The 11,548-nt window shown below is 69.1% G+C and carries 11 protein-coding genes and 1 tRNA gene; 3 read left to right on the top strand and 9 right to left on the bottom strand.

The features are described from left to right. The first annotated feature begins 26 nt into the window (after positions 1-26). Positions 27-1,070, top strand: coding sequence for a lysylphosphatidylglycerol synthase transmembrane domain-containing protein (locus tag HR086_RS19320; protein WP_141644238.1), 1,044 nt, complete (start codon positions 27-29; stop codon positions 1,068-1,070). A 75-nt stretch (positions 1,071-1,145) separates the two neighbouring features. Here the strand turns inward: HR086_RS19320 and HR086_RS19325 are convergent. From HR086_RS19325 to HR086_RS19355, 7 genes are all read right to left on the bottom strand, one after another. After that, positions 1,146-1,229: transfer RNA gene (locus HR086_RS19325), tRNA-Leu, on the bottom strand. A gap of 89 nt (positions 1,230-1,318) precedes the next feature. Then, positions 1,319-1,696, bottom strand: coding sequence for a 2Fe-2S iron-sulfur cluster-binding protein (locus HR086_RS19330; RefSeq protein WP_141644225.1), 378 nt, complete (start codon positions 1,694-1,696; stop codon positions 1,319-1,321). A gap of 1 nt (position 1,697) precedes the next feature. Continuing rightward, the gene (gene hscA, locus HR086_RS19335; protein WP_174466345.1) at positions 1,698-3,542 is read right to left on the bottom strand and encodes a Fe-S protein assembly chaperone HscA; all 1,845 of its coding nucleotides are present in this window, start codon (positions 3,540-3,542) and stop codon (positions 1,698-1,700) included. After that, positions 3,539-4,096, bottom strand: coding sequence for a Fe-S protein assembly co-chaperone HscB (gene hscB, locus HR086_RS19340; RefSeq protein ID WP_174466346.1), 558 nt, complete (start codon positions 4,094-4,096; stop codon positions 3,539-3,541). Before hscB ends, hscA begins: the two co-directional genes overlap by 4 nt. A 112-nt stretch (positions 4,097-4,208) precedes the next feature. Then, positions 4,209-4,610 carry an iron-sulfur cluster assembly accessory protein gene (locus HR086_RS19345; RefSeq protein ID WP_141644222.1) on the bottom strand — a complete coding sequence of 134 codons (402 nt, stop codon included), beginning with the start codon at positions 4,608-4,610 and terminating at the stop codon, positions 4,209-4,211. A gap of 44 nt (positions 4,611-4,654) precedes the next feature. Continuing rightward, positions 4,655-5,056, bottom strand: a complete 402-nt coding sequence (gene iscU / locus HR086_RS19350; protein WP_141644221.1) for a Fe-S cluster assembly scaffold IscU — start codon at positions 5,054-5,056, stop codon at positions 4,655-4,657. 98 nt (positions 5,057-5,154) lie between these two features. Further along, complete coding sequence (locus tag HR086_RS19355) at positions 5,155-6,516, bottom strand: IscS subfamily cysteine desulfurase (protein WP_254614657.1); 1,362 nt, start codon at positions 6,514-6,516, stop codon at positions 5,155-5,157. 372 nt (positions 6,517-6,888) lie between these two features. On the opposite strand from HR086_RS19355, the gene HR086_RS19360 reads away from it, so the two are divergent. After that, positions 6,889-8,670: an SPFH domain-containing protein gene (locus tag HR086_RS19360; RefSeq protein ID WP_174463115.1), complete on the top strand. Its 1,782-nt coding sequence runs from the start codon at positions 6,889-6,891 to the stop codon at positions 8,668-8,670. Positions 8,671-8,732: 62 nt separating this feature from the next. Then, complete coding sequence (locus HR086_RS19365; protein WP_141644218.1) at positions 8,733-10,175, top strand: protein-disulfide reductase DsbD; 1,443 nt, start codon at positions 8,733-8,735, stop codon at positions 10,173-10,175. 7 nt (positions 10,176-10,182) lie between these two features. Here HR086_RS19365 and HR086_RS19370 read toward each other — a convergent pair whose 3' ends face one another. Both HR086_RS19370 and HR086_RS19375 read right to left on the bottom strand, forming a co-directional pair. Next, positions 10,183-10,800: a tRNA-uridine aminocarboxypropyltransferase gene (locus HR086_RS19370; RefSeq protein ID WP_174453541.1), complete on the bottom strand. Its 618-nt coding sequence runs from the start codon at positions 10,798-10,800 to the stop codon at positions 10,183-10,185. Beyond that, positions 10,797-11,345, bottom strand: a complete 549-nt coding sequence (locus HR086_RS19375; RefSeq protein ID WP_141644216.1) for a hypothetical protein — start codon at positions 11,343-11,345, stop codon at positions 10,797-10,799. The genes HR086_RS19370 and HR086_RS19375 overlap by 4 nt, the downstream gene beginning before the upstream one ends. Positions 11,346-11,548 lie beyond the last annotated feature (203 nt).

Here is an 11,548-nt window from a genome sequence, read left to right on the forward strand (position 1 = left end):
CGGCTCGCGGCGTCAGCGTGCCCAAGGTGCTGCTCGCCGTGCTGGGGCTGGCGCTGTCCGTCGTCCTGCTCTCCACGGCGTTCTTCCGGTGGCACCTTCAAGGCCCGGGGCCACTGCTCGAGCCGCGCTTCCCCCTGGACGAGTTCCTGAGGGACCTGCCCGGCCACCTCGTGTGGCTGTTGCCCTTCGTGCTGCTCCAGGCCTCCATCATCCCGCTGCGCGCGGTGCAATGGCAGAGCACCTTGCGCAAGCGAGTGCCCTTCCGCGAGCGCTACCACCTGGTCGCCATTGGCGCCTTCGTCCACAACGCGCTGCCGGGGAAGCTGGGCGACATCCTCCGCTCGTTCCTCCTGTCGCGCACCGAGCGCATTCCCTTCCTGCGCTGCCTGGGCACCGTCGGCGTCTGCAAGCTGATGGAGTTCGCCGCGCTGATGTTGCTGGTGACGCTCTCCCTCTTGGGGCCCTTCGGCGCCACGCTCTCTCGCTTCCAGGGGCAGCTCAAGGTGGCGGTGTCCCTGTGCGTGGGATTGGTCGCCCTCGTCGTGCTGCTGGCCCACTGGTCCGCGCCGCTGGCGAACTCGCTGCACCGCCGTCACCGCTTCCCGCGCCTGGAGGGCCTCCTCCATCACGTCAGCGACGGCCTGGGCTCGGCGCGCTCCTTCCGGGGCATGGGCAAGGTGCTCTTCTTCTCGGTGGGCCCGGTCCTGGCGTCCGCGCTGGCCTACGGACTGGCGCTGCACGGCATTGGAATCCAGGGGGGCCTCTTCGCGGGGGCGGTGATGCTGGGGGCCATCTCCCTGGGACAGGCGCTCCCGGGTGTCCCGGCCGGCATGGGCATCTACTACTTCGTGACGAGCTGGGCGGCCCGCAGCCTGGGGGCCTCGCCGGAGGACGCGGCGGCCTTCGCCACGCTCACCCACCTGGGGACGGTGCTCAGTCAGGCCGGAGTGGGGGCCATCTCCGTCTACGTCCGGAAGATTCGAATCAGGGACTTGCGCAAGGGAGGCAGCCTGGCGCGCGAGGCGGCGCACCACGTGGCCCACGAGTCCGTCGAGCCGGCGCCACCGTGAGCGCGCGGGGGCAATCCGAGCCCTGAAAAGCGAAAAGGGGCCCTGGTTTGAAACCAGGACCCCTTCTCAACTTTGTGCCCAGGAGAGGACTCGAACCTCCATGCCCTTGCAGGCGCTAGACCCTGAATCTAGTGTGTCTACCAATTCCACCACCTGGGCAGGTGGTTCCTCGCGGCGCTGCGGCGTTGCTGCGATGGGGCGGACATATAGAAGTCCTGCCCCGCGCCGTCAAGAACTACGTAACAAGCTCACTTCTTCAGCGGCCATTTCCCCTCGGCTTCGAGGGCGCGGCGGATGACGGGGTTCTCATCCATGAACGCGGTGAGGGACTCCTCGGTGATCTCCACCGTGACGTCCTCCTGGCTGACCTCCGTCTGGCAGCTCAACCGCGAGTACGGGCGCACGTCGAACCCCATGTCCAGCCGGTCCGCCTCCGCGTCCGATTGCTCGCTCAGCGAGTCGAGGCCCTTGCGCACCCAGATGTGACAGGTGGAGCAGCCGCAGACACCGCCACAGCTATGGCCCACCTGGGCCCCGCCCTGCTCGGCCGCGTCCAGGAGGATGGTCCCCGGGGGCACGTCCACGCTGACCTCGGCCAGGGGGCTCTTGAAAATCACCTTGGGCACGTCAGTAGTCCTCCACCGACTGGCCGGCCACCACCTGGGTGATGGCCTGGTTCATCACCCGCTCGATGAAGGGGCGGCACGTCTCGTCCAGCGCGTGCACGGCCTCCTTCAGCTTCAGGTAGTCGTTGCCCTGGGCCGTCTCGCGCACCTTCGCGAGGGCCGCGTCGATGGCGGCCCGCTCGTCGCCCTGGACCAGCGCGCCGTGCTCGCGCAGCTGCCGGTCCGCCTCGGCCAGCACGCGCTCGGCGTCCACGCGCTGCTCGCGCAGCTGCCGGGCCTGGATGTCGTCCTCGGCGTACTCGATGGAGTCGAGCAGCATCCGCTCGATTTCATCCTCCGTGAGGCCGTGGCTCGGCGTGACGGTGATGGACTGCGCGGCTCCGGTGCTCTGCTCCTTCGCGGAGACGGAGAGGATGCCGTCGGCGTCCACCTGGAAGCGCACTTCCACGCGCGCCATGCCCGCCGCCAGCGGAGGGATGCCGGAGAGGGTGAAGCGCGCGAGGCTGCGGTTGTCCTCCACCAGCTCGCGCTCACCCTGCACCACGTGCACGTCCAGGCCGGTCTGCCCGTCCTTGAACGTGGTGAACACCTGCGCCGCCGCCGTGGGGATGGTGGAGTTGCGCTGAATCAACTTCTCGGTGATGCCGCCCATCGTCTCCAACCCGAGCGACAGCGGAATCACGTCCAGCAGCAGCACCTCGTCCTGCCGGTCCTCGTTGGTGAGCAGGTCCGCCTGCACCGCCGCGCCCAGCGCCACCACCTGGTCCGGGTCGATGTCGCCCAGGGGCTCGCGGCCGAACATCTCCGCCACGAAGCGCCGCACCGCGGGCACGCGCGTGGAGCCGCCGACGAGGATGACGCCGTCCAGCTCCCCGGCCACCACGCCCGCGTCCTTCAGCGCCCGACGGCACACGAGCCCCGTCTTGTTCACCAGCGGCTGAATCCACGCGTCGAAGTCCGCGCGCTTCACCGTGTGCGACTGGCCACCCACGGTGACGGTCGCCTCGGGCGCGTCGGTGAGGGCCTCCTTCGCCTTGCGCGAGGCCGCCAGCGTCTGGGCCACGAGGGAAAGGGAGGGCTCGGTGATGCCGAGCGCCTGGAAGACCTGTGACGCGATGGCCCGGTCGAAGTCGTCGCCACCCAGCGCGGAGTCGCCGCCGGTGGACTTCACCTCGAACACACCGTCCACCAGCTTGAGGATGGAGATGTCGAAGGTGCCGCCGCCCAAATCGTAGACGGCGAAGGTGCCCTGGCTGCCCTTGTCGAGTCCGTACGCCAGCGCCGCCGCCGTCGGCTCGTTGAGCAGCCGCAGCACCTCCAGACCCGCGAGCCGGCCCGCGTCCTTGGTGGCCTGGCGCTGGGCGTCGTCGAAGTACGCCGGCACGGTGATGACGGCCTGCTCCACCTTCATGGAGAAGTGGGCCTCCGCGCGGCGCTTCAGCGCACGCAGGATTTCGCCCGAGACTTCAATGGGCGTCACCGGGTTGCCGCCGGCCACGTCGAAGCGCACCACGTTGGCGCCGGGCGCGAACTTGTAGTGCCCCAGCTTGCGCGTCTCCGCGTCGTCGGGGCCGCGTCCCATGAAGCGTTTCACGGAGGAGATGGTGTCGGTGGGGTGCTCGCCAGCCAGGGCGCGCGCGCGCGCGCCGGTGACCACTCCGCCGTCCTTGCCGTAGTGAACGACGGAGGGCAGCAGGAGCGAGTCGCCCTCGTCCACCGGGACGCAGCGGGGCTTGCCCTGCGCCACCGCGGCGACGAGTGAGTGCGTGGTGCCCAGGTCGATGCCCACGGCCTGGCCCTTGGGCTTCAGCGGGTCGTGGATCTGCAGGTAGCCGTTCTTGCTCACGACAGACTTTCCTCCTCGAACGCGTCCACCTGCTCGAGGAAGCGCGTGAAGTAGCGCACCCGCCCCAGCGCGTGCGATGCCTTTCTCACCTGGGCCGGCGCTTCCTCCGCTGGCCCCCCACCTTCCAGGGCCCTGAGGACACCGGCCGCCTCGTCGAGCGCCGCCTTGCTCCGGCCCCGCACCTGGCTGCCCATGGCCTGCACGCGGGCCAGGTCCTTCTTCTCCATGGCCCCGTCGAGCGCCTCGCGCAGCTCCATGACCTCCTCGAGGAACTCCAGGGGCATGTCCTTCTGCGCGCCCGCGTCCTCGCGGTCCAGGTCCACCCCGTGCAACTTCAGGAGGTAGAAGGCGCGGCGCACCGGGTCCTTCAGCGTCTTGAAGGCCTCGTTGAGGGCAGTCGTCCCCTCCAGGGCCTTGAGGCGCTCGCGCGCGTCGGCCTGGGCCATGCGGTCCGGGTGCAGCTGGAGCGAAAGCTCGCGGTACTGCTTCTCCAGCGCGGGCACGTCCACGTCATAGGCGCGCGGCAGCCCGAAGACGTCGAAGTGGGTCCTCACTCGGTGTGCTCCATGGGGGTGTGGGGCGGACAAACGAAAGGGGCCCGGCGGCTGGCCGGACCCCGCGTGACGGTGTCCCTTCCGGAAGGGAAGGGACGGGGACTGTCCCCACTCAGACGGAGAAGCTCTCTCCGCAGCCGCAAGCGGCCTTGATGTTGGGGTTGTTCAGCTTGAAGCCGGAGGCCATGAGCGTCTGCTCGAACACCAGCTCCGTGCCAATGAGGTACAGGTAGCTCTTCGGGTCCACGAAGACGCGCACGCCGTCCCGCTCGAAAATCTTGTCGCGCTCGCGGGACTTCTCGGACCACTCCATGGAGTACTGGAGGCCCGAGCACCCGCCGCCCTTCACGGCCAACCGCAGGCCCGCCTCGGGCGTCTGCCGCTGCTCCAGCAGCTCCTTCAGCCGGGCCACGGCGCTGTCCGCCACGACGATGCCCTTGGGAGCGGGCTTGGCCACGGGCGCGGGGCCAGGCACCGGGCTCTGCGTCGTCTGCTGGGTCGCCTGTTCGCTCATGGTTTCGCCTCCTGGAGTCGTGAAGTTCGCCGTACCAACAGCCCTTAGGATGCCTGGGCCTTGCGCGCGGCGCGCTTCTTCTTGAAGTCCTCGATGGCCGCCTTGATGGCGTCCTCGGCGAGGACCGAGCAGTGGATCTTCACCGGCGGCAGCGACAGCTCCCGGGCCACGTCCTTGTTGGAGATGGTCATCGCCTGGTCCACCGTCTTGCCCTTCACCCACTCGGTGACGAGCGACGAGGAGGCGATGGCGGACCCGCAACCGAACGTCTTGAAGCGCGCGTCCTCGATGAGCCCGTCGTCGGAAATCTTCAACTGCAGGCGCATCACATCGCCGCACGCCGGAGCCCCCACGAGGCCCGTGCCCACGTTCGGGTCTTCCTTGTCCATCGTCCCGACGTTGCGGGGGTTCTCGTAGTGGTCGATGACCTTGTCGCTGTAAGCCATGCCAACTCCTTCAACGGATGCTTCTCACCAAAGGTTCCGGGGAGCAATGCCCACCGGTCGAGGGGCCATGCGCCCCGCTGATTGCCTGGAAAGACGCGCTAATGCGCCGTCCACTCGATGCTCTTGAGGTCGATGCCTTCCTTGGCCATCTCGTAGAGGGGGCTCATGTCGCGCAGCTTGCGGACCTTGTCCACGACCAGGTTGACGACGAAGTCGACCTCCTCCTCGGTGGTGAAGCGGCCCAGGCCGAAGCGGATGGAGCTGTGCGCCAGCTCCTCGTCCACGCCCAGCGCGCGCAGCACGTAGGAGGGCTCCAGCGAGGCGGACGTGCACGCGGAGCCTGACGACACCGCGACGTCCTTGATGCCCATCATCAGGGACTCGCCCTCGGCGTGAGCGAAGGAGATGTTGAGGTTGCCCGGCAGCCGGTGCTCCAGCGAGCCGTTGAGCACCGTCATGTCCAGCGCGTCGGTGAGCCCCTTCCGGAGCTTCTCGCGCAGGCGGAGGATGCGGGCGGCCTCGTCGGCCAGCTCCTCGCGGGCAAGCTGCGCCGCGTGGCCGAAGCCGACGATGGCCGCGACGTTCAGCGTGCCGGAGCGCATGCCGCGCTCATGGCCGCCACCGTCGATGAGGGGGGCGATGCGCACGCGCGGCTTGCGGCGCACGTACAGCGCGCCAATGCCCTTGGGGCCGTACATCTTGTGCGAGGTGATGGAGGCCAGGTCGACCTTCATCGACTCCACGTCGAAGGGCACCTTGCCGATGCCCTGCACCGCGTCGCAGTGGAAGAGGATGCCCTTCTTGCGGCACAGCGCGCCAATCTCCGCGACGGGCTGCACCACGCCAATCTCGTTGTTGGCGAACATGATGGAGACGAGCACCGTCTTCGGCGTCATCGCCTCCTCGAGCTTCTCCATGCTCACCCGGCCGTCCTGCTCCACGTCCAGGTACGTCACGCGCGCGCCACCGGTGGGCATCTCCGCCCACTTCTTGTAGGTCGCGTCGTTCTCCAGGTCGTGCTTCGCGGCCAGCTCCGCCACGTCCTCGGGCGACACGTCGCGCTCGGCCAGCTGCCCCAGGCGCAGGAGCTTCAGCTCGTCCAGCCGCTCCTGGCGCACGCGCTCCAGGCGCTTGCAGGTGTCCAGGATGGCCTTGTGCTCGGTCTTCAGGGTGATGATGTGGTCACCCTTCGACTTGTAGTACTCGATGACGCCCTTGATCGCGAGGTTGTCGGACTCGGTGGCGCCAGAGGTGAAGACAATCTCCTGGTCCGTCGCGCCGATGAGCTCGGCCACCTGCTGGCGGGCCTTCTTCACGGCGGCTTCGGCCTTCCAGCCGAACACGTGGTTGCGGCTGGACGCGTTGCCGAAGTCCTCGCGCAGGTACGGGAGCATCACTTCCAACACACGCGGGTCCAGCGGCGTGGTGGCGTGGTTGTCCATGTAGATCGGCAGCTTCAGCATCGCTTCCCACACCTTCCTGAAGGGGCTTACGACTGCCCCCGCACCCCGGCGCCACCCAAGGGGCGCGCTGCGGCGGGCATACACCGTCACACATGAATGTGGACCGGACTGGTCAATTATAAAATCGGGTGCCCTCGGGTCAAGCGAACATAAGGCGGACGAGAGACCTGCCGGGACTGGCCGGATGGAGGGGATGTCGGCGGTGGAACGGCTGGGCCAGGGTGGATCAGTCCCAGGTGCGCCGTCCTGGAGCGGGGTGCTCCGAAATGGCGCGGTACCCTGGCTACTGTCGCCTGTAAGCGTCTGATTTCCCGTGGGGTCCGCGCTGGCTGGGGGGCTGCAACCTGGGGGGTCCATCAGGAGGCAGGCATGAGCGCGAACGCGAAGCAGACGGCCCGGTCGAGGGAGCAGGCGGAGTCCACGGAAGCCGGTCGGACGCAGCTGGTCCGGGTGGAGGGAGGCTCCGGGGGGATGGAGCGCAACCGGTACTCGGACGGCTGGCGCGCGGGGAAGCCGGCGGAGGACCCGGAGAAGGTGAAGCGCTGGGGCCTCATCACCGCGCGGCCCAGCGAGTTCCTCGTCCACATGCGTCGAGGCCGCGTGCGCGACGTCAGCGGTCAGGGGGCGAGCTGCTTCAAGCTGCCGGGTGACTCGGTGGCGATTGTCCCCACCAGCATCCAGCGGCTCCAGTTCACCGCGGACCAGGTGACGAGCGAGAAGGTGGGCGTGCAGGTGACGGGCCTCGCGGTGTACCGAATCGCCGACCCGCTGGTGGCCTTCCGCATGCTCAACTTCTCCTTTCCGGAGCGGGCGCAGGAGAAGCTGGCGGAGCTCTTGCGGGAGATGTTCGTCGGCGCGGCGCGGCGCCTCGTCGCCAACCTCTCCATCGAGGAGTGCCTGTCGCGGCGCAAGGAGGGCATCGCCGCGGAGCTGATGCGCGAAATCGGGCCCGTGCTCGCGGGCCGGGGTCGGCTGGAAGACTCGGTGGACGCGGGCTGGGGCGTGCTGCTGGACACGATTGAAATCCAGGACGTGCGCGTCCTGTCGTCCACCGTCTTCGAGAACATGCAGGCGCGCTTCCGTCGCGAGCAGGAGCGGCAGGCGCGCGAAGCGGAGCTGGCCAAGGAGCGCTTCGTCCACCGCGAGGAGACGGAGGCCGAGCGGCAATTGAACCTCCAGCGACTGGAGGCCGAGGACGAGGTCCGCCAGCGCAAGCAGACGGCGGACGAACAATCCCAGTTGGAGACGCTGTCGGTGGCCGCGCGCGTGGCCGAGGCGAAGCTGGCCCAGGAGCGCACGCTGAAGCAGGAGCAGGTCACCGTGGAGCGCGAGGTGGCGCTCACCAAGCTGGCCGCCGAGCAGGAGGTCCGTCAGAAGAAGCAGGTCTCCGACGAGCAGGCCAAACTGGAGACGCTCAACGCCGAGGCGCGACTGGCGGAGGCGAAGATTGTCTCCGAGCGGGCGCTCGCGACGAGCCGCGCGCAGGTGGACATGGAGAAGCTGGCGCGCGAGCAGGAAACCGAGGTGGCGCGCGCGCGCATCGCCCTGGAAACGCTCAAGCGCGAGCAGGACGCGGACGTGGGCCGCGCGAAGCTGGAGCTGGAGAAGCAGAAGCTGGCGCAGGAGGCCGAGGCCGCGCAGGCGAAGTTCGAGCTGGTGCGCCTGCAGCGGGAGCAGGAAGCGGAGAACGCCCGCGCGCAGATGGAGCTGGAGCGGCTGCGCCGCGAACAGGAGCAGACGGCGGCGAGTCACGAGGGACAGCTGGCCGAGCAACTCCAGGAAGTGGAGAAGCTCAAGGCCCAGCTCCAGGTGGTGCAGTCCCGGCGCTCCATCGCCGAGGCGGAGGTCGCCATCGCCGAACTGGAGGTGCGACGGGAGAACGCGCGCCAGGGGCTGGAGCTGTCGCGAGCCCGCGCGCTGCGCGACATCGAGAACACCATCAGTCCGGAGGTCATCCAGATGACGCTCGCGCAGCAGCTCCCGCTGGTGGCGGCGGCCTTCCAGCAGAAAATGGGCGAGGTTCACGTCACGGCGGTGGATGGAGCGAATCCCTTTGGTTACATCGCCGCCGCGGTGGAGGGCGTCATGGGGCTGGCGCGCTCCGCGGGCTTGAAGGTGCCCGCTTCCTCGCTTGCCCCCACGGCGCAGTAGCCCGCTGACCGGGGCCTGCGTATACAAGGCAGGCCCTTTCGGGAAGACGGAGTGAAGCGCGCATGAATGCCAAGAAGCTGGGATTGATGGCCGTGCTGGCCGGCGTGGCGGTGGCCGTGGTGCCGTGGCTGCTGCCCACCGGGCCGAGCACGGAGCTCGACGCGGCGCGTTTCCTCGAATCCGGCAGCCTCTTCGTGGGCGCGGCCGTCGTCTTCGGCGGCGGTCTGCTCACCGCGCTGACGCCCTGCGTCTACCCGCTCATCCCGATTACGGTGTCCGTCTTCGGCGCCCGCAAGGCGGACAGCCGGGGCAAGGCGCTGCTGCTCACCACGTCCTACATCGTCGGCATGGGGGTGGTGTTCAGCGCGCTGGGCATCCTCGCGGCGAAGACGGGGCAGGCGTTCGGTTCGATGCTGGGGCACCCGGCGGTGGTGACGGGGCTGGCGGTGTTCCTGCTGCTGCTCGCCTCGTCCATGTTCGGCGCGTTCGAGCTGGCGCTGCCGTCGAGCCTCCAGACGCGGCTGAACTCGGTGGGCGGCGCGGGCGTGGCGGGCGCATTCCTGATGGGCAGCGTGTCCGGGTTCCTGGCGGCGCCGTGCACGGGTCCGGTGCTGACGGGCCTGTTGGCCTTCGTGGCGAAGACGGCGAACACGACGCTGGGCGCTTCGTTGCTGTTCATCTACGCGCTGGGCATCGGCGTGCCGTTCTTCGTCCTCGGCGTGTCCACGGTGCGGCTGCCCAAGAGCGGCGTGTGGATGGAGTGGGTGAAGAGCGTGCTGGGCATCGTCCTCGTCGCGCTGGCCTTCAGCTACCTGAAGGACGCGTCGCCCTGGGCGCGCGGCGTGGTGAAGATGCTGGGCGCGGAGCTGGGCCGGGTGCCGGGCGCGGCCGTGGCGGCCGGGCTGGCGGTGGTGGGCGTGCTGGTGGGCGCAGTGCACCGCTCCTTCAAGGAGGGCGCGCGGGAGTTCTCGTTCAAGGCGTTCGGCGTGGCGCTGGTGGTGGTGGCGCTGGTGATTCGCGGTGGCGCGCTGGATGCGGGCCCGGTGGGCGAGCTGTGGGTGCGCCTGGGTGTGGCCGAGCCGCCGCGCGCGCCGTCCTGGCAGTGGCACCACGTGATGCCCGCCAAGCACGCGACGTTCTCCGCGGATGCGTTCGAGAAGGTGCTGGCCCAGGCGAAGACGGACGGGCGCCCGGTGCTCATCGACTTCTTCGCGGACTGGTGCGCGGCCTGCAAGGAACTGGACCGCGAGACGTACCCGGCGGCCGAGGTCATCTCGCAGTCGTCCGAGGGGCAGTTCCTCACCATCAAGATTGACGCGACGAACAGCGAGGACGCGCTCGACGCGTTGATGGAGCGCTTCGGGGTGGAGGGTCTGCCGACGGTGGCCTTCGTGGCCCAGGACGGCAAGGTGCTTACGCGTCCGCGCATCACCGGCTTCCTGGAGCCCACGCCCTTCGCCGCGGAGATGCGCAAGGCGCGCTGCACCGACGGCGCGTCCTGCTGAGCCGCGTTCAGTCCCCGTCGTCCTCGTCACACGAGGCGCCGGGCCTGCGTCCCCGGCTCGCGAGCACGCGGTCGATCATCAGCTCATGCAGCGCGTAGAGGGGCCTCGCCACGTCCTCGCCTTCCAGGTACGCGAAGGCACCGGCGATGGCCTCCAGCGTGGACATGCCATCCGGATGGGGCGGTCTGCGCAGCCTGCGTGAGTCGGGTGGCGGCGGAGGCAGCATCAGGCTCGGCAGCCGGCGCAGCTCGGGCACCCGCTGCACCATGCGCTTCGCCTGACCCCAGCTCCCATCCAGGACGATGAGTCGCTTCGGAAGCGCGGCATCCGGCGCGGGCGCCTGCTGCGTCGTGGGGAACAAGAGCCACGTGGCGCCGTCGTCCTCGAGCGTCGACACATCGAAGCGCTCGCTCGGCGAGCCATACGAGACGATGCGACAGCGAGGCATCGCGAGCGCGGCCATGCGGGCCGTGTTCGTCGACTTCAGCGTCTCCTTGTGGTGACGGATGATGAGCAGCTCGGTGCGCGTGGAGATGACGGGCAGCTCGGCGCACAGGCACAACACGGTGGGCAGAAAACAGCGCGGACAGCGACCCGCGAGGTCCTCCGGAGTTCGAGACCTCATTTCCCCTGACGGTATCGCTCCATCAGCACGCGCGCCTCACGAAGCTTCTCCTCGACGTAGCGGTCATCCGCGTCCGGCTCGTAGTCGGCGTCCGGCACGTCGAGCTGGAAGATGGCGGACAGGAGGATGGGCGCCACCTCCAGCCACTCGGCCGTGCGGTTGAGCGCCGCCTGCCTCCGGCCCGCGAAGGTCTCCGGCCCGTCCTCCGGCCCGCAGCGGCAGATTCGCGCCGAGTCACCGGATACGTCCACGTAGAGCCCCAGCACCTCCGCGTCGACCTCGGCGGCGAGCGCGCACGTCGCCTCGCTCACGTACGCGGCCATGGCCTGGGCCGCGGAGCGCTCGGTGAGGGAGCGCACCAGGTACACCTGCCAACCGGCCTCGGAGAGCGCGCCCGACTCCTGGATGGGCGTCAGCTCCGCGGGGGGCGCCTGGATGCGTGACAGCAATCGCCGCACGGGTGCCTCCAGCCGCTCCAGTCGCGCGTTGGACGCGGGACAGAAGAAGAGGACGCGATACTCACGGCTGTCTGCTGCGGTTTCCATGGGCATACGGCGTCGCCAGGCGCTGCACTGCAAGCAAGAGCTTCGTTCACCCAAGAGGACCAAAGGATTCCCCGACCTTGCAAGTGGGGAGTTCGGCGGAGGGTTCAAGGCGCGGCGGACGGGAGGGGCACGCCTGACGCGGCGCCCCTTCGCTCGGAGGCGACCCAGACCCCCGCCGCCAACACCAGCAGCTGTCTCTTATA

The sequence above is a fragment of the Myxococcus sp. CA039A genome (assembly GCF_013336645.1).
In the GTDB taxonomy this organism is placed as follows: Bacteria; Myxococcota; Myxococcia; order Myxococcales; family Myxococcaceae; genus Myxococcus; species Myxococcus llanfairpwllgwyngyllgogerychwyrndrobwllllantysiliogogogochensis.